Genomic DNA, 20,584 nt, shown 5'->3' on the forward strand with positions numbered 1-20,584 from the left:
AGCAGAAAGGTTTTTTTATTGTTTAAATGTGGAGGACATTCAAACAATAAAAGTAGTGATAACGGTGTGGACTACACGCATTAAACATAAAAAATTGCGGAGTCGACCAAAAATCTAGCTTCAGCGGCTAGAACAGTCGGTCGTTTCATCCCTTCCTATGAGGAAAAAAGCACCTCTACGTCAGGGATTCGGGCGTCCTCTGGTTCTAAACGAGCCGCTTACGCTTTTTAAACAAAAAAAGGGGTGAACATCATGATCTTGTTAGAAAATGTAAAGAAAATATATAAAGCAAAAAGCGGTGATGTCACTGCTGTAGATAATGCCAATTTAAAAATAGACAAAGGTGAAATATTTGGTGTGATCGGATATAGTGGCGCTGGGAAAAGTTCTTTAATCAGATTATTCAATCAGTTAGAGAAACCAACTTCTGGCCAAATTACAATTGCAAATCGTGTGATTTCAGCAATTACAGGGAGTGAACTCCGTAAGGCAAGGCAAGAAATCGGAATGATTTTTCAGCACTTCAACTTACTTTGGTCACGAACTGTACGCGAAAATATCGAGTTCCCACTTGAAATTGCAGGTGTTGATAAGGCGAAGAGAAGAAAACGAGTGGATGAGTTAATTCATCTTGTTGGATTAGAAGGAAGAGGGGACGCGTATCCATCTCAGCTGAGCGGAGGACAAAAGCAACGCGTTGGTATTGCAAGAGCATTAGCTAACAATCCACAAGTGCTTTTATGTGATGAAGCGACATCAGCTCTTGATCCAGAAACGACAGATCAAATTTTAGATTTATTATTAGATATTAATAAGCGTCTTGGTTTAACAATTGTACTCATTACACACGAGATGCACGTGATTCGAAAGATTTGTAATCGAGTGGCGGTAATGGAGAAAGGGAAGATTGTAGAAACGGGTCCAGTACTTGATGTATTCCGCAATCCGCAGAAAGACATCACAAAGCGATTTGTACAGCAGTTAACGGATTCTGAAGATACAAATGAAACGATTGAAAGTTTAATTGAAAAGTATCCAGATGGTAAAGTAGTTCGTTTGCAGTTTATCGGTGAAGCTGTAGAAAGACCAGTACTTCAAAGATTAATGCAACGCAGTGATATAGAAGTTAGCATTTTGCAAGGAAACATCGCCCAAACAAATAACGGCTCTTACGGTAGTTTAGTTGTTCATTTAAATGGTGAGGAAACAGCGATTCAGCAAGCAATAGAGGGAATACATCAAGATCAAGTAGAGCTGGAGGTGATTGCACATGGATAAGTTACTCACAAATATTGATTGGAATCAAATGTTAGAAGCAACTGGTGAAACGTTATATATGACGGCAATCGCAGCTCTTGCTACATTTGTTTTAGGACTAATTTTAGGATTGTTACTCTTTATGACAGCGAAAGATAATTTATGGGAAAACAAATCGGTTAACACGGCGATTGGAGCGTTCGTAAACATTTTCCGCTCGATACCGTTCATCATTTTAATCATTTTATTAATCCCATTCACAAAGATTCTGCTTGGAACAATTCTTGGAGCGAGTGCAGCACTGCCAGCTTTAATTATTGGAGCGGCACCGTTTTACGCGAGAATGGTTGAAATTGCACTTCGCGAAATTGATAAAGGTGTAATTGAAGCTTCAAAAGCAATGGGAGCAAAAACAAGCACTATTATTTTGAAAGTATTAATTCCAGAATCGTTACCAGCATTAGTATCTGGTATTACGGTTACAACAATCGCTTTAGTAGGCTATACAGCAATGGCGGGGGTTGTTGGTGCTGGTGGCCTTGGAACACTTGCTTATTTAGAAGGATTCCAGCGAGGAAATAACGATGTAACAATCGTTGCGACAATTTGTGTATTACTAGTGGTATTTTTCATTCAGTGGATTGGTGATAGTGTAACGACTCGAATAGATAAACGATAATAAAAACAGGAGGATGTTTCAAATGAAAAAATTATTACTTACAGCACTTATTTCAACTTCTATTTTTGGGTTAGCTGCTTGTGGCGGGAAAGATAAAGATGAAAAGAAACTAGTTGTGGGAGCTTCTAACGTGCCGCACGCTGAAATTTTAGAAAAGGCAAAACCGTTACTTGAGAAAAAAGGAATTGAATTAGAAGTGAAAAAGTTCCAAGATTACGTGTTACCAAATAAATCGTTAGCGGATAAGGATTTAGATGCAAACTACTTCCAGCACATTCCGTATTTAGAAAAAGAAATGAAAGATAAAAAATATGATTTTGAAATAGCAGGGAAAATTCATTTGGAACCAATTGGTGTATATTCTCAAAAATATAAGAGCTTAAAAGAACTTCCAGACGGGGCGACAATTATTATGAGTAATTCCGTTACTGACCATGGACGTGGTTTAGCAATTTTACAAAAAGAAGGAATTTTAAAAATTAAAGACGGAGTAGATCCAGTTAGTGCAACTCCAAAAGATATTGCAGATAATCCGAAAAACTTAAAGTTCAAAACGGATATCGAGCCTGGCTTGTTACCACAAGTGTATAACAATAAAGAAGGCGACGCTGTTTTAATTAACTCGAACTATGCAATTGATGCGAAATTAAATCCAGAAAAAGATGCAATTGCAATTGAAGGTGATGATTCTCCATACGCAAACGTATTAGTGGTTCGTAAAGGTGATAAAGATAAAAAAGGGATTAAAGAGCTTGTAGAAGTATTGCATTCTAAAGAAATCGAAGACTTTATTAATAAAGAATATAAAGGAGCGGTTGTTCCTGTAAAAGAATAATTGCTGAAAAGAGCTGGTGTATGCCAGCCTTTTTTATAACTACATAACTATAGGGGAGAAGGGGACATCAGATGAAAAAGATTCTATTGTCAGTTGTTACAGCGCTGTCTGTATTTACATTAGCTGCTTGCGGAGGGAAAGAAGAGAATAAGCTTGTTGTGGGAGCTTCTAACGTGCCGCATGCTGTTATTTTAGAAAAGGCACAGCCGATACTAGAGAAAAAGGGCATTAAATTAGAGATTAAAAAGTTCCAGGATTATGTTTTGCCGAATAAAGCGTTAGCGGATAAGGAAATTGATGCGAACTACTTCCAACACATTCCTTACTTAGATAAAGAAATTCAAGAAAAGGGATATAAAATTGTAAACGCAGGAAAAATCCATTTAGAGCCAATGGGCATTTATTCTAAGAAGTATAAAAGTTTAAAAGAATTGCCAGATGGCGGAACAGTTATTATGAGTAATAACGTAGCGGAGCGTGGCCGTATGCTCGCATTGTTACAAAAAGGTGGCGTTATTAAATTAAAAGACGGTGTAGATGTTGTTAAAGCAACAGTAAAAGATGTTGTAGAAAACCCGAAAAACTTAAAGTTTAAAACAGATGTAGAACCTGGACTTTCACCGAAGTTATATGAAAATAATGAAGGTGATGCTTTATTTATTAATTCAAACTATGCAATTGATGCGAAGTTAAATCCAACAAAGGATGCAATTGCGATTGAAGGATCAGACTCTCCGTATGCAAATATTATTGCAGTTCGTAAAGGTGACGAGAAGAAAAAAGAAATTAAAGAATTAGTAGAAGTATTGCATTCAAAAGAAATTCAAGACTTTATTAATAAAGAATATAAAGGTGCTGTACTTCCGGTAAGTGAATAAACACAAGGAAAGGACTGGAAAATTACCAGTCCTTTTTTCTTTATATAAATAAGAAGAAAGGTGTATCATATAAAGATGCAAGGGAAATACTTATATACATTTGTGAAAAAATTGTTACTTTTTTTCGTCGTTTGCGATATCATTTTATTTGATATAAAATTAGAATGAGAATAAAATGAGAATATGAACGTTTTAGGAATTTTTAAAATGTATATATAGGATTAATGGAGGTATTGAGATGGCTGGTTCTACATTAACGGTTAAAGACTTACACGTATCAATTGACGGCAAAGAAATTTTAAAAGGTGTAAACCTTGAAGTAAAAGGTGGAGAAATCCACGCAATTATGGGACCTAACGGAACAGGTAAATCAACTTTATCTTCTGCAATTATGGGTCACCCAAAATATGAAGTAACAGAAGGTAGCATCATCATCGACGGTGAAGATGTATTAGAAATGGAAGTAGATGAGCGCGCACAAGCAGGTCTATTTCTAGCAATGCAATATCCAAGTGAAATTAGCGGAGTAACAAACGCTGACTTCTTACGTTCTGCAATTAACGCACGTCGTGAAGAAGGCGATGAAATTTCTCTTATGAAATTTATCCGTACTTTAGATAAAAACATGGAATTCCTAGAAATGGATCCAGAAATGGCACAACGTTACTTAAACGAAGGTTTCTCTGGTGGAGAGAAAAAACGTAACGAAATTCTTCAATTAATGATGATTGAGCCAAAAATCGCAATCTTAGATGAAATCGACTCAGGTCTTGATATCGATGCATTAAAAGTTGTATCTAAAGGTATTAACCAAATGCGCGGCGAAGAGTTCGGTTGCCTAATGATTACGCATTACCAACGTTTATTAAACTACATCACTCCAGACTTCGTTCACGTTATGATGAACGGTCGTATCGTTAAATCTGGTGGCCCTGAGCTTGCACAACGTCTAGAAGCTGAAGGTTACGACTGGATTAAAAAAGAATTAGGTATTGAAGACGAAACAGCAGAGCAAGAAGCGTAAGAGAGGAGCATAAACATGACAATCGGTACATTACCTTTCGATCAAGAAACAATCCGTCAGCGCGCAAGCGAAGTAAACGAAGCTGCTTGGTTGACTGAGTTCCGCTTACAAGCTCTTGCACAAGCAACTGAACTTCCAATGCCAACGCCTGATAAAACGAAAATTGAAAAATGGGACTTTATCGGAAAAGGCGACGCTGCTAAGCAAGAGCCTGTAAGTTCTTTAACAGAGCTTCCAGAAGCAGTGAAAAACTTAATCGATGAAAATAACAGCGTATTAGTACAACGTACTGGTACAACTGCATTCGTTTCTTTAGCAGACGAAGCAAAAGAAAAAGGTGTTATTTTTACAGACATCGTAACAGCTGCAACAGAGCATGCTGAACTATTACAAAAGTATTTAATGAAAGACGGCGTGAAGGTAGACGAGCATCGTTTAACTGCACTTCATGCTGCATTAATCAACGGCGGTGCATTTGTATATGTTCCGAAAAACGTTGTTCTTGAAACTCCACTTCAAGCTGTATTCTTAGTAGACGGCGAAGAAGCTAACGTATATAACCACGTATTATTCGTAGCTGATGCGAACAGTACTGCAACTTATGTAGAAAACTACGTTGCAAATGAAAATGCTAAAGGTATTGCAAATATCGTAGCAGAAGTAATCGTGGAACAAGGCGCACAAGTGAAATTTGGTGCGGTTGATCTATTAGCAAAAGACGTAACAACTTACGTTAACCGCCGCGGTGTTGTTGGACGCGACGGCCGCATTGATTGGGCTCTAGGCCTTATGAATGACGGAAACACAATTTCAGAGAACGTTACGAATTTAATGGGCGACGGATCATATGCTGATACAAAAACAGTAACAATTGGTCGTGGTAACCAAACACAAAACTTTACAACTAAAGTTGTTCACTTCGGTAAACACTCTGAAGGTTGGATTTTAAAACACGGTGTACAAAAAGATAGTGCAACATCTATCTTTAACGGAATTGGTAAGATTGAACACGGTGCATCTAAATCAAATGCACAACAATCTTCTCGCGTTCTTATGTTAGATGAAAAGGCTCGCGGTGATGCAAACCCAATTCTTTTAATCGACGAAGATGATGTAATGGCAGGTCACGCAGCTTCAGTAGGCCGCGTAGATCCGTACCAATTATACTACTTGATGAGCCGTGGTATTCCAAAACGCGAAGCAGAACGTTTAGTCATCCATGGATTCTTAGCACCTGTAGTAAATGAGCTTCCAATTGAAGGAGTAAAAGCACAGCTTGTTGAGGTAATTGAAAGGAAAGTTCGCTAATGAATATTCATGAAATACGCAAACAGTTTCCAATTCTTGATCAAAAAGTGAACGGCAAACAACTTGTATATTTCGATAGTGCAGCAACTTCTCAAAAACCAATTCAAGTCATTGAAACGTTAGAACGTTACTATAAAGAATATAATTCTAACGTGCATCGCGGTGTTCATACGCTCGGTACGAAAGCTACCGACGCGTATGAAGGTGCACGCGAGAAAGTTCGCAAGTTTATTAACGCGAAATCAATGGAAGAGATTATTTTCACGCGCGGAACGACAACTGCATTAAATACAGTAGCGGCTAGCTATGGTCTTGAAAATGTAAAAGAAGGCGATGAAATCGTTATTTCTTACATGGAACACCATAGTAACATCATTCCGTGGCAACAAGTTGCGAAGAAAACTGGTGCAACTTTAAAATACCTTCCGCTTCAACCAGACGGTACAATTTCTTTAGAAGATGTTCGTCAAACAGTTACACCGAATACAAAAATCGTTTCTATTATGCAAGTATCAAACGTACTTGGAACGATTAACCCTGTAAAAGAAATCGGAGCAATCGCACATGAAAACGGTGCAATCATGATCGTTGATGGAGCACAAAGTGCACCTCATATGAAAGTGGATGTACAAGATTTAAACTGTGATTTCTACGCATTATCTGCTCATAAGATGTGCGGACCTACAGGTATCGGCGTATTATATGGTAAAAAAGAATTGCTGAACAATATGGAGCCAATTGAATTTGGCGGTGAAATGATTGATTTCGTAGATTTACAAGAATCTACTTGGAAAGAGCTTCCGTGGAAGTTTGAAGCAGGTACACCGATTATCGGTAATGCAATCGGACTTGGTGCGGCAATTGATTTCCTAGAAGAAATCGGTCTTCATAATATTGAAAAGCATGAACATGAATTAGCGCAATATGCTTTAGAAAGACTATCAGAAGTAGATGGCGTTACAATTTATGGTCCAAAGCATCGCGCTGGTCTTGTTACATTTAATATTGAAGACGTACATCCTCATGATGTAGCAACTGTATTAGATGTAGAAGGCATTGCGGTTCGCGCAGGACACCACTGTGCACAACCGCTTATGAAGTGGCTGAAAGCTTCTTCTACAGCACGTGCGAGCTTCTATTTATATAATACAAAAGAAGAAATTGATACATTTGTTGAATCACTAATCAAGACAAAGGAGTATTTCACAAATGTCATTTAATAATTTAGATACGTTATACCGTCAAGTTATTATGGATCATTATAAGAATCCTCGTAACAATGGCGTGTTAGAAGATAGTGTTACTGTTAACTTGAACAATCCAACTTGCGGCGATCGTATTCAACTTACGATGAAAGTAGAAGAAGGTATTGTACAAGAGGCGAAGTTTGAAGGAGAAGGGTGTTCTATCTCAATGTCTTCAGCTTCGATGATGACACAAGCAGTAAAAGGTAAGAAAATTGAAGAGGCACTTCAGCTTTCTAAAATTTTCTCTGACATGATGCTAGGAAAAGAGTACGATGACAGCATTGATTTAGGAGATATTGAAGCATTACAAGGCGTATGCAAGTTCCCTGCACGTATTAAATGTGCAACATTAGCGTGGAAAGCGTTAGAAAAGGGCTTAAACGAAGATAAGTAATGTTAAAGGTTCCTAAAAACGAGGTTATCTAAGGAGGGACACACCAACATGGCGAAGCAACTGCCAGATATCGGCGATTATAAATATGGTTTCAAAGACAAAGACGTTTCGATTTTCCGTGCTGGACGCGGTTTAACAAAAGAAATCGTTGAAGAGATTTCACGTATGAAAGAAGAACCACAGTGGATGTTAGACTTCCGTTTAAAATCACTGGATAAGTTCTATGAAATGCCAATGCCACAATGGGGCGGCGACTTAAACGACTTAGATTTCGATGAAATTACGTACTACGTAAAACCATCTGAGAAATCTGAGAAGTCTTGGGATGAAGTACCTGAGGAAATTAAAGCGACATTTGATAAATTAGGTATTCCTGAAGCTGAGCAAAAATATTTAGCTGGTGTATCTGCACAGTACGAATCTGAAGTTGTATACCACAACATGAAAGAAGACCTAGAAGCTCTAGGAATCGTCTTCAAAGATACAGATAGCGCATTAAAAGAGAACGAAGATATTTTCCGTGAGCATTTCGGAAAAGTAATCCCACCAACAGACAACAAATTCTCTGCATTAAACTCTGCAGTTTGGTCTGGTGGATCATTCATCTACGTTCCAAAAGGTATTAAAGTGGATACACCACTTCAAGCGTACTTCCGTATTAACTCTGAAAATATGGGACAATTCGAGCGTACGCTTATCATCGTAGACGAAGGCGCACACGTACACTACGTAGAAGGTTGTACAGCACCTGTTTACACGACTAACTCACTTCACAGTGCGGTAGTAGAAATCATCATTAAGAAAGATGCATATTGCCGTTATACAACAATCCAAAACTGGGCGAACAACGTATACAACCTAGTTACAAAACGTGCGGTTTGTGAAGAAAATGCAACGATGGAATGGATTGACGGTAACATCGGATCTAAATTAACGATGAAATACCCAGCAGTTATCTTAAAAGGCGAAGGCGCTCGTGGTTTAACATTATCTATCGCGATTGCTGGTAAAGGCCAACACCAAGATGCTGGTGCGAAAATGATTCACTTAGCACCAAACACGTCTTCAACAATCGTTTCTAAATCGATTGCGAAGCATGGTGGTAAAGTAACTTACCGTGGTATCGTACAATTCGGACCAAAAGCGAAAAACTCTCGCTCTAACATCGAGTGTGACACGTTAATCATGGATAACCAATCTACATCTGATACAATTCCTTACAACGAAATCAAAAACGATTATGTTTCACTTGAACACGAAGCGAAAGTATCGAAAGTATCAGAAGAACAATTATTCTACCTAATGAGCCGCGGTATTTCTGAGCAAGAAGCTACAGAAATGATCGTAATGGGCTTCATCGAGCCATTCACTCGCGAACTTCCAATGGAATACGCAGTTGAAATGAACCGCCTGATCAAGTTTGAGATGGAAGGTTCTATTGGATAATATATGTATGAAGAAAGCGCCCTGCTATGCAGGGCGCTTTTTTATGTTGTGCTTGATTGGGTTCAGTTTAGGTCAGTTCAGTTCAGGGCAGGCTGGGCTATCCAGTCGGTGTTTAACTAAATATATCGACTTATCAACAAATTACGACAGGAAGAACAGGCTGTATACCCCGAACCTATATCGTATCCACCTTATCCACAGATTTAATACGCTCCCAAATATGTTTCATCCCAATGAAAGAACCATACCCAATTAAAGCACCTAACATATTCAATATAATGTCATCAATATCGAAAACACCAGTAAAAGTAAGGAGTTGTAATGATTCAATTAATAAAATAAACTTAATGAAAATTTTTGATGTCATTTTTACATTGTTTATTTGTTTAAATAATAACGGCAGAAGGAATCCGAATGGGATAAATATGATGACGTTCCCTAATGTATTCATAAGTATGATTTCTATATTATAAGGATCTAGTAAATGAGTAGGATCGAATCCACTTAGATAGCTGATTGTACTTTTAAAAGGAATTAAGTTTATTAATCCACCATGTATAAAGCACCAGTCTCCCGTTTCAAATAAATACTTCAAATCATAAAAGTAAACGGATGACCTCCCTAGCAATAGTTTAAATAATAAAACAAATGAATACGGTAAAAATAATCCCCAGCCAATCCACTGTACATATTTTTGCGTAGAAGATTGCATCGCTTTTTCAATTTCAGTTCCTAAAGTAGAGGCTTCTCCAAAATTTTGAATGGCTAATGTAGTAGCTTCTTCTTCAGATTTTCCTTGATGGAGAAATTCTTGTTTTAAACTTGTAAGATGATCATAAATTTCGAAGTATAGTTCGTCTTTATCAGATTGGGATAAGTTTGTTTTTTGAACGATACTCTTTATGTATTTTTCAATCGTCATTAATTTAAAGCTCCTTTCTGACAAGTTTTAATAAGAGCTGTAACTGAATCCCACGCTGTTAATTTTTCTTCTAAAATTTTCTTGCCGCTCGTAGTAATGTGATAAAATTTTCGTTTCATACCAGTTTCAGATTCACCCCAGTAGGAATTGATTAAATCCTTTTGTTCCAAGCGCTTAAGTGCTGGATAGAGTGTACCTTGGCTCATCGTGTATAGATCATTGCTGTTTTCTTTTAGCTTTTGAATAATTTCATATCCGTACGTATCGTGCTGTTTAATGATGGAGAGCAGTAAAATATCAATACTTCCTTTTAATATCTCTTTATCCATTTTATGGTTCACCACCTTATGATGAGATTGTAACACGACATATGTCGTATTACAAGGTATATATGTAGGGTAATACCCCGTCTAGTATCTATTAAAATATATCAGCGATTATTCAAATATATCGACCACAACTCGTAATATATCGGCGATTATTGCAATATATCGACGATTCGACAAGGGATATCGACTTATCGACAAAGTAAGACAAAAGAAATTCCGTATATACCCCACAACATGTTGTAGGAAAAGAGACCGACTGGAAGTAAGGCAAAGATACTGACAAATCCACTGACAATCTATTGAAAAATCCAATTGAATCCCACCTACCGAACTCTCTGTTAAACTTTTTGACAAATCCCCGGAACCCCAACAAATCCCCGTTCAATCATCTAAAACTCTTCCACACACTAGAAAAAGTTTTCTTATCAAAAAGGACAATCTTTTGCTTTTTCTTATAATGCGAGTACAATGTAAAATAGCAAGAAAAGACGAAAAGTATTTACAGGATTATTGCGTGCGCATAGCGTAAATGGCAGTAAGGAACTGAGAGGAGGTTTTTTCTCTGAATATAAATAAAGAAACAATCATCCATCTTTATCATACAAACGATATACATAGTCATTTTGAAAATTGGCCGCAAATTTCTCGGTTTGTACAAGGGGAGAAAAAGCGAAGACAGGAAGCGGGAGAGACCGTCTTGACGGTTGATATCGGCGATCATGTGGATCGTTTTCATAGTATTTCGGAAGCGACGAATGGACTTGGCAATACGAAGCTTTTGAATGAGGCGTTATATGATTATGTAACGATCGGAAATAATGAAGGAATTACGTTAGCGAAGGAGCATTTGAATCGTCTATATGATGATGCTGGATTTGAGGTGCTCGTTGCGAATTTATTTGAAAAAGAAGGGGTACGTCCAGCGTGGGCAAAGCCTTATAAATTACATACAACGACAGATGGGATTACGATTGCCTTTATCGGGTTAACGGTAGCTTATCCAGAGTTTTATCATATGCTCGATTGGCATATTGAAGATCCACTTATCCATTTAGAGTCTATTTTAGAAGAAGTGCGAGATGAGGCTCATATTACGGTTGTCCTTTCTCATCTTGGAAAAAGCATGGATGAGTATATGGCAGAGCATTATGATATAGATGTTATTTTAGGTGCACATACGCACCATTTATTTGAGCGTGGCATTCTTATGAATAATACTTTACTTTGTTGTTGTGAAAAGTGGGGACGTTACGTTGGGCACGTTCAGCTTACTGTGGATAAAGAGACGAAGAAGCTGTTGAAAAAGGACGGTAGAGCGATTAAGACAGAACGTTTAGGTGCTTATAGCAAACCGTTATCCACAATTGAAGTGCTACAGGAAGAAAGTAAACAGATTATGGCCGAGCCTGTCGTTCATTTAAAGGAAGCATTACCGGTCAATTGGTTTCAGGAGACATCATTTTCGCACATGTTAGCAAGTGCGCTGAAAACGTGGTGCGGTGCAGAAATTGGAATGGTGAACGCTGGTGTGCTATTAGAGGGATTAAATGAAGGTGTTGTGACGCGCGGAGATATTCACAGAATTTGTCCACATCCAATTAATCCATGTTTATTAAAAGTGCCGGGGAAAACGTTAAGAGAAGTTATTTTGAAAGCACGTCGCCCGAATATGGAGAACCTTGAGGTAAAAGGATTCGGATTTCGTGGAAAAGTGATGGGGAAAATGATTTACGCTGGTGTCGAAGTCATTCCAGATATGATTCCTGGGAATAAAATTTTACTGGAAGATGTATTGATTAATGGGGAATCGCTGGAATTAGATCGTATATATACGGTAGGAACGATTGATATGTTTACATTCGGATACTTATACCCAGAGCTATCCACACTTTCTGACAAACAATATTATATGCCAGAGTTACTCAGAGATGTGTTAACAGACGTGTTGATAACTCATACATCTTCCGTCAAACTATAGGCTAGTTAACTTGTAACACTCATTTTTCTCTTGTCATACAGATAAGAAAGAGAGGAGTGTGGACTATGGTTAATGTGGAGCCAATTATAATCGATAATTATACGTTTATTGCGGTTAGCGTCAAACTTCCAAAGACAAATTTGCTAGCTGTAATGAGCGATAAAGGATATATTATGTGCGGTGCATTAGATGTAGGTCTTTTAAATGAGAAGTTAGGTGATCGAGGAATTATTGCTGGCCGTGCGGTTGGTGTAAGAACGATTGAACAACTTCTTGAAGCGCCGCTAGAATCAGTAACGATTGAGGCCGAAGCATTAGGTATTACGGCAGGCACAATCGGAAAAGAAGCATTATTAAAAATGAGATAAGCATATATCGTCCCTCCTTCTTGCATAGAAATGATATAAGAAGGAGGTTTTTTTTATGAGTATATTTCGTTCGAAAAATTCGCGGTTTCGAAGGGGACCAATTTCCTTTCGGCACATACTGCTTATGTCGTTTATTCTTTTTGTCATATTACTCGTGCAAGGATTATGGATTGTGAATAAAAGCATTCAGCCGACATTACTTAAATATGGGGAAGTAGAGACGCATAAAATGGCGACAGCGGTTATGACGAAGGCGGTAAAAGATAGAATTAATGAAGGGTTTGATGTCGATTCATTAATGAAAGTACAAAATGATAAAAACGGGAAAGTATCCACAATTAATTTAAATACAAAGCAAGTAAATGAAATCGTAACGTCAACGACCACATACATAGAAAAATATTTACAGCAAGTAGAACAAGGTGATTTGAAGGGGCTAGGTATTTCTGAAAAAAATGGAGCAACGATGGCAGTTCCTTTTGGTCGTGTAACGGATAATGCGCTTCTTGGAAATATAGGACCCGATATTCCAATTGATTTTACGACGATTGGTCATGTGAATACGGATATTAAACAAAAAATTGAACCGCACGGGATCAATACGACAGCGATTCAAATTATTATGGAGATGGAAGTCACGTTGCAAGTGATTATTCCATTTCATACGAAAGAAATAAAGGTAAAACAAGATGTTCCGATTGCAACGCGTATTGTTCAAGGGGAAGTGCCTACTTATTATGGAAGTGGGAGTGTTGTTGTACCTGATAAAAAGAAAACGGATAGTTAGCCGAATTAAAAAAATAACCGTAGCAATATGCTACGGTTATCGTTTTGTATTCGTGCGTTCTTTTCGCTCCCAAAGACTTAAATGCATGTATGGATCGAAAGCCCATTCTGTATAACCATTGTCTTTATACATACCGAAATGTAGGTGGGGCGGGAATTTTCCAGCTGTGCCGGGAGGGCCGTAACCGGTGCTACCGACAAATCCGATTACTTTTCCTGGTTCGACAATTTGTCCAAGCTGTATTTCTTTTGAGAATCCGCCTAAATGAGCGTAATAATGGTAATTATTATGAAGGTCGCGAATACCGATGCGCCATCCGCCAAGACGGTTCCAGCCTTTTGTTTCAATAATGCCATAGCAAGTAGATCTTACTGGTACACCATAGCCTGCAAAAATATCGGTTCCTTCATGAACTCTCCTTCCCCCAAAACTTCTTCCAGCACCGAAAGTACTACGGTAGCTATGATCACTACGAATCGGAAGAGGAAAAGCATTTCCTTCTAAATTAATACGTCCGTAATGTTTATAAATTTGGGCGTATTCGGTAATTAATTCAACTGTTTTCGCACGTCTATAATATTCCCAAAGCATAATGTGAACACGGTCTTCGGACGTTCCTTGTTTCTTTAAAATTGTCGCTGCTGTATGCAGAAGATCACGGTCGTTATTTGCGTTTGCAAATCCATCTTTGTCACCATCTAAACCCAATCCGCCAAATAGAGAAATTGTATGGGGGAGAGTGTCGTTACCATTAACGGGTCCAGCCCATATTTCTGATTTGAAATAAAGGGAAATGATGGCATCTGGTTTTTTCGGAATATCTTTTCTTACGCTCCGTATATTTCTTTCGTATTGATCCATTGCAGCTAAGTAATACCACGGAATGCGTGAAGATTGCTCGGTTTCTTTATATAGTGCCATGCGCTTTTCGTATATGCTTTGCTGATTATCTTCACCGTAAGCGATGTTTTGGTGGAGAAGAAAGCAAATCGAAAGCAAAAGAGAAATTTTTCGAAGCATGAAATAGACTCCTTTCACAACATCACTCTTTTTAGTGTGGGATATACGGAGTATTTCATTATAGGGAACGATTGGAAAAAATCTTAGAATCTTCATTTGAGCAAATCGCTTTCATACGTTAGAATAGATATGTTACATTGAAAGAAGCGAACACGGTAAACTATTTCATATTGTGCGGAGTTGATAACCATGACAAAACAAACAGAATATAAGCGCAAGCCCGAATGGTTGAAAATTAAGTTAAACACGAATGAAAACTATACAGGCTTAAAGAAAATGATGCGTTCTAAGAATCTTCATACAGTTTGTGAAGAAGCGAAATGTCCGAATATTCATGAATGCTGGGCTGTAAGGAAAACAGCAACATTTATGATCTTAGGTGCGGTTTGTACACGTGCTTGTCGTTTTTGTGCGGTTAAAACAGGATTACCAACTGAGCTTGATTTACAAGAGCCAGAACGCGTAGCAGATTCTGTAGTACAAATGGGCTTAAAGCACGTTGTTATAACAGCGGTTGCACGTGATGATTTAAAGGACGGGGGAGCAGCTGTTTTTGCTGAAACAGTACGCGCTGTTCGTCGCAAAAATCCATTTACGTCAATTGAAGTATTACCATCTGATATGGGTGGGGTAGAAGAAAACTTAAAAATGTTAATGGATGCAAAACCAGATATTTTAAACCATAACATTGAAACAGTACGTCGATTATCTAACCGAGTTCGCGCTAGAGCAAAATATGACCGTTCATTAGAGTTTTTACGTCGAGCGAAAGAAATGCAGCCTGATATTCCAACTAAATCGAGCATTATGGTGGGCTTAGGTGAAACGAGAGAAGACTTAATTGAAGCAATGGATGACTTACGTGCAAACAATGTGGATATTTTAACTCTTGGACAATACCTACAACCATCTAAGAAGCATTTACCAGTTCTTAAATATTATCCACCAGCAGAATTTGCAGAGCTTAAAGAAATTGCACTTAGCAAAGGCTTTAGCCACTGTGAAGCTGGCCCACTTGTGCGTTCTTCTTACCATGCGGACGAGCAGGTTCGTTCTGCAAAAGAAAAAACAGCAGAAGCAAAATAATGAAAAAAGAGAGCTAATCATTAGCTCTCTTTTTGTTTATATTCTAAAACAGTATTTGGGCATGTTAATAAGATTTTCTTTAATTCCTCTGTGGATAATTCAATTGTAAATTCAGGTACACCAGGTGTAATTAAAATTTTATCGTAAGCATAAATAGCACTATCCACAATAATCGTTACATTTTGTGAATAACCGAAAGGAGCTACACATCCTGGAGTACAGCCTGTTTCTTCTCTTAGCTCATCAGGAGAACAGAGAGATAAGCTTTCTCCTGTTATTTCTTTCATCTCTCCTCGGTTGAGCCTTGTACCCTCTAACGTAAAAAATACGTAATAATCTCCAGACTTTGATTTTAAAAATAAGCTTTTACTTGGAGTGCCGTGTAAGCCAAGCCTTTCACGTACGATACGATCTGTTTCATAATCGAGTACTGGTTCGTGTTCAAACTTTTCGTAAGAAGCATTTGTTTTATGTAGTAAAGCAAGTACATCTTCGTACATATGGAGTGATACCCCTTTCTATTGTTAGTACAGTTTCTTCTCGTGGCGTCAACTGAATGTGTTGGAAAGAGATATTACTTGGACGGTGCTTCCCATAATCGTTTTAGGATACATTGTTTATCGAGTGTAATTTCGTAAATATCAGGATTCGTTAAAGCTCTCCATTCAATAAAGCCGATCGTATGATCAAAGTGCTTTAAAATGAGCGTCAGTAAGTTGCCGTGTGTAACAAGTAGTGTTGTAGTATGGTTTAACTTTAAAACGTCTTGGATAAGTGATATAGCACGATCCGTCGCTTGTTTTGTTGACTCTCCGCCTGAAAAGGCAATATCTATATTTGTAAAAGTAGATTCTAGTTTTTGCAACCAATCATCCATTGGAACGTCGCTTAATATGCGTTCAGCTAATCGTTCATCTTCTTGGATAGACAAGTTAGCTTGAAGCGCATAGGGCCGAATTGAATCGATAGCTCGCACAAATGGGCTTGAAATAATATGATCTATTTGTGATTGGTTTTCTAAGAGGAATGTAGCAAGAGTGTTTGCTTGATTTTTTCCTGCAATCGTTAATTCGGCATCACGTTCTTGTCCAGTTGCTGAACAATGTCGTATTACAATCAATTTCTTCATAATTCATCCCCATCTTTCAAGTTGACGCTATATACTTCGACAAATGTGGGAAAAATTCCTTTTTATTGGAAACGGCATATTGATTTAAATATGTGGAAAAGTAATGTGGATAAATGAACATTTGAGGTGTAATGATGAAAAAAATGATATGTATTATATTCGGTCTTTGTTTTTTTATACACTTGTCCACAACATATGCAGAAGCCAATCAAAAATTAAATTATCCAAGCGATCGAAATAAATCGTTTGTGAGTGAGGATGTGTTTTACGAACAGTTAGATAAGAAAATCTATAAAGAATACAACAATGCAGCATATAGCGTTCGAAAAAAGATTTTATTTAAAGAAGTGCCTGATGAAGAATTTTCTTTCCTACAAAAAACAGCCGCGGGTTGTCGGAGTAGTGTGGTGTTTCAAGATTCTTTTATTCACCCTGATCGCCAAGTTTATTTTTTCGCTTCCTTTTCTCAAAATGAAGTAGACGAATTTCGTAAGTACATTGTTATAGATGCAGAAACAAAGAGGGAGTTGCAAGCGGGAAAAAGCTATCGTCATTATGATAATCCATATAAAAAACAACCCACCAACTGGTGGGTTGTTTTTACGCCGGTAAACTCATTAATTTCTCTTTCATTTTACGAATAAGAATGACAGCACCAATTGTGAAGAGAAGGGTAATTCCTTCTGCAACAAAGATGTTAATTGTTTTTGTTTGATAAAGTGCCGCGAAAAAGTCTACAAATGCGTGGAATAATATAGCGTAAACAAGGAAGATATATTTCTTCTGTTTTACTGCGTATAAGACAAGCATTGTAAAGGCAATTTGCAATACAAGAGCCATAATTCTTTCCAAGCTGCCAAGGAAGTATAAATAAGCAGGTTGTTCTATTAACATATCCTTTACAAGATTTAATTGTGGTAGTTTTTCTGCCATTTGAGCGAAGCTACCATTGTTAATAGCATTAGCGAATATAAGTGTCTGCAATGCGGAGAATCCGCCAACTAAAATGGATTCAATCCCGCCATGACCAATTCCATAAGCGAAGCCATCTTTATATTCTAGATATTTTTTTAGTAGGAAGAAGAAGGCAACGAAGCGTCCTAATTCTTCAAAAATACCAGCAGTTAGTCCGCCATAAATTGCAAAGACAAACGGATTTTCTAAAAATGGAGCGATTGCTGGATTACCACGCATAAATAGGTGGAACGGTGTTTCGAGAATTTGGGTAAATCCAATAAAGATAAGAACACCAACGCCGACCACTTTCCAATTAATATTATATTTTTTACGGAAATAAACGAGTACAATAATTGGGACCAGAACCGAAACAACGAGTTGAAATATGATGCTGGCAATTACAGTATTTGAAACCATACTTTCACCGCTTTCTAATATATGTACATATCTATTATGCATGAAATATGGGAGAGATGAAACTTTTAACAAAAAATGAATTTACTTATTGACTCTAACGTTGCGTCATACTTTATCGTATGTATTAAGGGGGAGATACACATGACAATGAAGGTAAAAGAAGTAGCTAATTTAGTTGGAATTAGTGTGCGCACACTTCATCATTACGATGAAATTGGGTTATTAACCCCAGACGAGACGACAGAGTCTGGATATCGTCTGTATTCCAATGAAAATTTAGAGACATTGCAGCAAATTTTATTTTTTAAAGAACTAGGCTTCCCTTTAAAGAAAATTAAAGAAATTATCATGAGTCCATCATTTGACCATGAAGAAGCACTGCAGCTTCATAAGAAAATGCTTCTTGAAAAACGTGCCAGATTAGATAAGGTGATTGCGACAATTGATAAAACAATTCAGCATACAAAAGGAGAGATTGAAATGACGCATAAAGAGAAATTTGAAGGCTTCGATTTCAGCCATAATCCGTACGAAGAAGAAGCGCGTGAACGATGGGGAGACGCAGCTGTAGATAAAGCGAATGAATACGCGAAAGGTATGTCAAAAGACAATCAAGAAGAGTTTAATACTATTTATAGAAATTTGGCGGCGCTTAGACACGGCGCACCAGATTCTAAAGAGGCACAAGAAGCAATTGGAGTATGGTACGATTACTTGCAAAACTTTGGAGAATATTCATTAGATGCTTTTAAAGGACTCGGTCAAATGTACGTCGCTGATGAGCGCTTCACGAAAAATATCGATAAGTTTGGTGAAGGTTTAGCACAGTTTATGTGTGATGCGATGGAGGTTTATGCGGATCGTAAGAAATAGTAAAGAAGGTGGAGGTTTTCTCCACCTTCTTTATTTTTTAATCATATCATTCGAAGTCTGATCCCCCGTATTGTTCAAATGAGGATTTTTGCTCATTTCTCGCTTTAGCATGTCGAGGCTCTGTGTATATTCTGTATCATTTAAGCTACCTGATTGAAGGCCTTGAATTTGAGAAATCAACTTTTGGTCTGTTGATACATATGCTTTATAATAGCGAGGGACGATGGACAAAGCAGCTTTATATACTTGATCTGCTACGAGTTTTGGATCCGTTGTGTTTGCACGGTATACAACAAATACTTCATCATCGGTAACGAGCGTAGCAGCGTTTGTAACGTCAGGAAGTTTGACTGTCATGCTTGTAATCATTTCAGCGACTTTCTCACGGTTAATGGCTCCTACTTGTTTGTTAGATACTTCATGTTTTTGTTTAGATGAATAACCGACTCTCGTTAATCTTGTATTTGTATTTTCCGTATGATACATGTCGTTTTTATTGGAAACAAGAACACGACTTCCTTCTTCACGTTCCATTTCGGCTTTATTAGATGATTGACAGCCTGCGAATAAGGAAAGAGTGAGGAGAGAGAGTATAATTTGTTTTTTCACGATGTATCACCTCCTTCTCCATAGCATGCACTAATTTTCAATTTTTTGTATTTGAAATTGTTGGTTGGTATGCTTTGTGATACGATAAAAAGAAGAATGCTTAGAGAGGAAGTTAATGATGGAGCAAAAGCAAGAGCAAGAGATGCATGCTACGGTGAGCATTAATAATGTGCAGTACGAAGTAATTAAAAACTTTCGTGACGGTTTTAGTGAAGAAGCATTTAAAGAGCGTTATGCAGAAATTTTAAATAAATATGATTATATCGTTGGGGACTGGGGTTATGAGCAACTTAGATTGCGCGGTTTCTTTGATGATAGTAATCAACGTTCGACATATGATACGAAAATTAGTACGTTAACGGAGTATTTATACGAGTACTGTAACTTCGGTTGTGCACACTTCGTATTACGAAAAGTGAAGAAATAAAAAAATCCTCTTACGATTGTAAGAGGATTTTTTTATACTTGCTCACAAACAAATTGAAATAGAATCGCCTTCAGAAAGTATTGCATTTGGTTTCATTTGTTGTCCGTTCAATTGAATATCCCCATTTTTAATTTTATCCACAATGAGTGTACGGCTCCAGTCGGAAATATATGTGGATAAAGCTTTATCGATTCGGTGGGAACCGAAAACGATATCTAATACGATTGTAATTTCAGCTACGCCACTTTCTTTATGATGTGTAATGGAAATGGTAGTAGTTGTTTCTGTTTGACCTTGCTTATTCATGTCGACTGTTTCCACATGATCAGTAAATGATTTATAAATACGAAGTTTTTGGTTCCACGTATGATCTTTCGGACATTTATAAATAGCAAAACGATATATATTTTTTCCGTTGGCATTATGTCTACGAATATTCGTGTCAGTAAATAGGGTAGTGCGTCTGCAATTTTTACAATACTTTTCAATTGTACCTTGTTCATTTTCATATAAACTCCAAGAAAGTTGTACTTTCTGCATTTTCCTTCACCTCTTATAGTAGTGGTAAAGGAACGTAATACAGCTATTTGGATATCTTGTAGTATGAAGACATG

The 20,584-nt window shown here is 37.5% G+C and carries 23 protein-coding genes and 1 pseudogene; 16 read left to right on the top strand and 8 right to left on the bottom strand.

From position 1 onward, the window contains the following. Positions 1–252: 252 nt before the first annotated feature. The 9 genes from QCI46_RS02365 to sufB all read left to right on the top strand — a co-directional run bounded on the left by QCI46_RS02365 (position 253) and on the right by sufB (position 9,068). Positions 253–1,278: a methionine ABC transporter ATP-binding protein gene (locus QCI46_RS02365; protein WP_000601756.1), complete on the top strand. Its 1,026-nt coding sequence runs from the start codon at positions 253–255 to the stop codon at positions 1,276–1,278. Beyond that, positions 1,271–1,936 (top strand): methionine ABC transporter permease, encoded by a 666-nt coding sequence (locus QCI46_RS02370; RefSeq protein ID WP_000359548.1) that lies wholly within the window; start codon positions 1,271–1,273, stop codon positions 1,934–1,936. The genes QCI46_RS02365 and QCI46_RS02370 overlap by 8 nt, the downstream gene beginning before the upstream one ends. Before the next feature lie 22 nt (positions 1,937–1,958). Continuing rightward, on the top strand, positions 1,959–2,771 hold the full coding sequence (gene metQ, locus QCI46_RS02375; RefSeq protein WP_000735093.1) for a methionine ABC transporter substrate-binding lipoprotein MetQ: 813 nt from the start codon (positions 1,959–1,961) through the stop codon (positions 2,769–2,771). A gap of 71 nt (positions 2,772–2,842) precedes the next feature. Then, a complete protein-coding gene (metQ, locus tag QCI46_RS02380) occupies positions 2,843–3,649 on the top strand; it encodes a methionine ABC transporter substrate-binding lipoprotein MetQ (RefSeq protein WP_000722406.1) in 807 nt (268 codons plus the stop codon). A gap of 238 nt (positions 3,650–3,887) precedes the next feature. Continuing rightward, a complete protein-coding gene (gene sufC, locus QCI46_RS02385; RefSeq protein ID WP_000929162.1) occupies positions 3,888–4,673 on the top strand; it encodes a Fe-S cluster assembly ATPase SufC in 786 nt (261 codons plus the stop codon). A 15-nt stretch (positions 4,674–4,688) separates the two neighbouring features. Next, positions 4,689–5,981 (top strand): Fe-S cluster assembly protein SufD, encoded by a 1,293-nt coding sequence (sufD, locus tag QCI46_RS02390; RefSeq protein WP_000152177.1) that lies wholly within the window; start codon positions 4,689–4,691, stop codon positions 5,979–5,981. Further along, the gene (gene sufS / locus QCI46_RS02395) at positions 5,981–7,201 is read left to right on the top strand and encodes a cysteine desulfurase SufS (protein ID WP_001020765.1); all 1,221 of its coding nucleotides are present in this window, start codon (positions 5,981–5,983) and stop codon (positions 7,199–7,201) included. Before sufD ends, sufS begins: the two co-directional genes overlap by 1 nt. Beyond that, positions 7,191–7,622: a Fe-S cluster assembly sulfur transfer protein SufU gene (gene sufU / locus QCI46_RS02400; RefSeq protein ID WP_000009525.1), complete on the top strand. Its 432-nt coding sequence runs from the start codon at positions 7,191–7,193 to the stop codon at positions 7,620–7,622. The genes sufS and sufU overlap by 11 nt, the downstream gene beginning before the upstream one ends. 48 nt (positions 7,623–7,670) lie before the next feature. Further along, positions 7,671–9,068 carry a Fe-S cluster assembly protein SufB gene (gene sufB, locus QCI46_RS02405; protein ID WP_001118829.1) on the top strand — a complete coding sequence of 466 codons (1,398 nt, stop codon included), beginning with the start codon at positions 7,671–7,673 and terminating at the stop codon, positions 9,066–9,068. A 175-nt stretch (positions 9,069–9,243) separates the two neighbouring features. On the opposite strand, the gene QCI46_RS02410 is transcribed toward sufB, so the two are convergent. Together QCI46_RS02410 and QCI46_RS02415 are read right to left on the bottom strand one after the other, a co-directional pair. Beyond that, the gene (locus QCI46_RS02410) at positions 9,244–9,990 is read right to left on the bottom strand and encodes a VanZ family protein (protein ID WP_353839514.1); all 747 of its coding nucleotides are present in this window, start codon (positions 9,988–9,990) and stop codon (positions 9,244–9,246) included. Next, entirely contained in the window at positions 9,990–10,319 is a 330-nt protein-coding gene (locus QCI46_RS02415; RefSeq protein ID WP_060488128.1) for a PadR family transcriptional regulator, read from the bottom strand. Before QCI46_RS02415 ends, QCI46_RS02410 begins: the two co-directional genes overlap by 1 nt. A 586-nt stretch (positions 10,320–10,905) precedes the next feature. Here QCI46_RS02415 and QCI46_RS02420 point away from each other — a divergent pair. From QCI46_RS02420 to yunB, 3 genes are all read left to right on the top strand, one after another. Then, the gene (locus QCI46_RS02420; protein ID WP_353841823.1) at positions 10,906–12,297 is read left to right on the top strand and encodes a bifunctional metallophosphatase/5'-nucleotidase; all 1,392 of its coding nucleotides are present in this window, start codon (positions 10,906–10,908) and stop codon (positions 12,295–12,297) included. Positions 12,298–12,362: 65 nt separating this feature from the next. Next, the gene (locus QCI46_RS02425) at positions 12,363–12,665 is read left to right on the top strand and encodes a YunC family protein (RefSeq protein WP_000248463.1); all 303 of its coding nucleotides are present in this window, start codon (positions 12,363–12,365) and stop codon (positions 12,663–12,665) included. A 55-nt stretch (positions 12,666–12,720) separates the two neighbouring features. Continuing rightward, a complete protein-coding gene (gene yunB / locus QCI46_RS02430; protein WP_046954393.1) occupies positions 12,721–13,452 on the top strand; it encodes a sporulation protein YunB in 732 nt (243 codons plus the stop codon). Positions 13,453–13,488: 36 nt separating this feature from the next. On the opposite strand, the gene QCI46_RS02435 is transcribed toward yunB, so the two are convergent. Beyond that, positions 13,489–14,472 (bottom strand): M23 family metallopeptidase, encoded by a 984-nt coding sequence (locus QCI46_RS02435; protein WP_353839515.1) that lies wholly within the window; start codon positions 14,470–14,472, stop codon positions 13,489–13,491. A gap of 189 nt (positions 14,473–14,661) precedes the next feature. Between QCI46_RS02435 and lipA the strand changes: the two genes are divergently transcribed. Continuing rightward, positions 14,662–15,558, top strand: a complete 897-nt coding sequence (gene lipA, locus QCI46_RS02440; RefSeq protein ID WP_000166375.1) for a lipoyl synthase — start codon at positions 14,662–14,664, stop codon at positions 15,556–15,558. Positions 15,559–15,578: 20 nt separating this feature from the next. On the opposite strand, the gene QCI46_RS02445 is transcribed toward lipA, so the two are convergent. Both QCI46_RS02445 and QCI46_RS02450 read right to left on the bottom strand, forming a co-directional pair. Further along, a complete protein-coding gene (locus QCI46_RS02445; RefSeq protein ID WP_048542306.1) occupies positions 15,579–16,058 on the bottom strand; it encodes a YbaK/EbsC family protein in 480 nt (159 codons plus the stop codon). Between the two features lie 74 nt (positions 16,059–16,132). After that, positions 16,133–16,687 carry a histidine phosphatase family protein gene (locus tag QCI46_RS02450; RefSeq protein ID WP_088080791.1) on the bottom strand — a complete coding sequence of 185 codons (555 nt, stop codon included), beginning with the start codon at positions 16,685–16,687 and terminating at the stop codon, positions 16,133–16,135. Between the two features lie 134 nt (positions 16,688–16,821). Between QCI46_RS02450 and QCI46_RS02455 the strand changes: the two are divergent. After that, positions 16,822–17,262, top strand: a pseudogene (locus QCI46_RS02455) (hypothetical protein); the annotation flags it as partial. Between the two features lie 25 nt (positions 17,263–17,287). Here QCI46_RS02455 and QCI46_RS02460 read toward each other — a convergent pair. Continuing rightward, on the bottom strand, positions 17,288–18,103 hold the full coding sequence (locus QCI46_RS02460; protein WP_353841824.1) for a YhfC family intramembrane metalloprotease: 816 nt from the start codon (positions 18,101–18,103) through the stop codon (positions 17,288–17,290). Between the two features lie 99 nt (positions 18,104–18,202). Here QCI46_RS02460 and QCI46_RS02465 point away from each other — a divergent pair, with 99 nt between their 5' ends. Continuing rightward, positions 18,203–18,934, top strand: a complete 732-nt coding sequence (locus QCI46_RS02465) for a MerR family transcriptional regulator (RefSeq protein ID WP_353839516.1) — start codon at positions 18,203–18,205, stop codon at positions 18,932–18,934. Between the two features lie 30 nt (positions 18,935–18,964). Here the strand turns inward: QCI46_RS02465 and QCI46_RS02470 are convergent, their stop codons facing one another. Continuing rightward, the gene (locus tag QCI46_RS02470; protein WP_327959241.1) at positions 18,965–19,543 is read right to left on the bottom strand and encodes a YhcN/YlaJ family sporulation lipoprotein; all 579 of its coding nucleotides are present in this window, start codon (positions 19,541–19,543) and stop codon (positions 18,965–18,967) included. 115 nt (positions 19,544–19,658) lie between these two features. On the opposite strand from QCI46_RS02470, the gene QCI46_RS02475 reads away from it, so the two are divergent. Continuing rightward, positions 19,659–19,970 carry a YutD family protein gene (locus QCI46_RS02475; protein WP_002008894.1) on the top strand — a complete coding sequence of 104 codons (312 nt, stop codon included), beginning with the start codon at positions 19,659–19,661 and terminating at the stop codon, positions 19,968–19,970. Positions 19,971–20,012: 42 nt separating this feature from the next. Here the strand turns inward: QCI46_RS02475 and QCI46_RS02480 are convergent, their stop codons facing one another. Further along, positions 20,013–20,510, bottom strand: a complete 498-nt coding sequence (locus QCI46_RS02480) for a cytoplasmic protein (protein WP_353839517.1) — start codon at positions 20,508–20,510, stop codon at positions 20,013–20,015. Positions 20,511–20,584 lie beyond the last annotated feature (74 nt).

This window comes from Bacillus cereus group sp. RP32 (genome assembly GCF_040459735.1).
Classification (GTDB): domain Bacteria; phylum Bacillota; class Bacilli; order Bacillales; family Bacillaceae_G; genus Bacillus_A; species Bacillus_A wiedmannii.

Bases quoted from the DNA above. Each gene is read 5' to 3' on its own strand.
- sufD (WP_000152177.1), top strand. From the start codon at position 4,689: ATGACAATCGGTACATTACCTTTCGATCAAGAAACAATCCGTCAGCGC.
- QCI46_RS02450 (WP_088080791.1), bottom strand. From the start codon at position 16,687: ATGAAGAAATTGATTGTAATACGACATTGTTCAGCAACTGGACAAGAA.
- QCI46_RS02460 (WP_353841824.1), bottom strand. From the start codon at position 18,103: ATGCATAATAGATATGTACATATATTAGAAAGCGGTGAAAGTATGGTT.
- lipA (WP_000166375.1), top strand. From the start codon at position 14,662: ATGACAAAACAAACAGAATATAAGCGCAAGCCCGAATGGTTGAAAATT.
- sufB (WP_001118829.1), top strand. From the start codon at position 7,671: ATGGCGAAGCAACTGCCAGATATCGGCGATTATAAATATGGTTTCAAA.
- sufU (WP_000009525.1), top strand. From the start codon at position 7,191: ATGTCATTTAATAATTTAGATACGTTATACCGTCAAGTTATTATGGAT.
- QCI46_RS02365 (WP_000601756.1), top strand. From the start codon at position 253: ATGATCTTGTTAGAAAATGTAAAGAAAATATATAAAGCAAAAAGCGGT.
- metQ (WP_000722406.1), top strand. From the start codon at position 2,843: ATGAAAAAGATTCTATTGTCAGTTGTTACAGCGCTGTCTGTATTTACA.
- QCI46_RS02425 (WP_000248463.1), top strand. From the start codon at position 12,363: ATGGTTAATGTGGAGCCAATTATAATCGATAATTATACGTTTATTGCG.
- sufS (WP_001020765.1), top strand. From the start codon at position 5,981: ATGAATATTCATGAAATACGCAAACAGTTTCCAATTCTTGATCAAAAA.
- QCI46_RS02465 (WP_353839516.1), top strand. From the start codon at position 18,203: ATGACAATGAAGGTAAAAGAAGTAGCTAATTTAGTTGGAATTAGTGTG.
- QCI46_RS02480 (WP_353839517.1), bottom strand. From the start codon at position 20,510: ATGCAGAAAGTACAACTTTCTTGGAGTTTATATGAAAATGAACAAGGT.
- QCI46_RS02475 (WP_002008894.1), top strand. From the start codon at position 19,659: ATGATGGAGCAAAAGCAAGAGCAAGAGATGCATGCTACGGTGAGCATT.
- QCI46_RS02370 (WP_000359548.1), top strand. From the start codon at position 1,271: ATGGATAAGTTACTCACAAATATTGATTGGAATCAAATGTTAGAAGCA.
- QCI46_RS02410 (WP_353839514.1), bottom strand. From the start codon at position 9,990: ATGACGATTGAAAAATACATAAAGAGTATCGTTCAAAAAACAAACTTA.
- yunB (WP_046954393.1), top strand. From the start codon at position 12,721: ATGAGTATATTTCGTTCGAAAAATTCGCGGTTTCGAAGGGGACCAATT.
- metQ (WP_000735093.1), top strand. From the start codon at position 1,959: ATGAAAAAATTATTACTTACAGCACTTATTTCAACTTCTATTTTTGGG.
- sufC (WP_000929162.1), top strand. From the start codon at position 3,888: ATGGCTGGTTCTACATTAACGGTTAAAGACTTACACGTATCAATTGAC.
- QCI46_RS02415 (WP_060488128.1), bottom strand. From the start codon at position 10,319: ATGGATAAAGAGATATTAAAAGGAAGTATTGATATTTTACTGCTCTCC.
- QCI46_RS02445 (WP_048542306.1), bottom strand. From the start codon at position 16,058: ATGTACGAAGATGTACTTGCTTTACTACATAAAACAAATGCTTCTTAC.
- QCI46_RS02435 (WP_353839515.1), bottom strand. From the start codon at position 14,472: ATGCTTCGAAAAATTTCTCTTTTGCTTTCGATTTGCTTTCTTCTCCAC.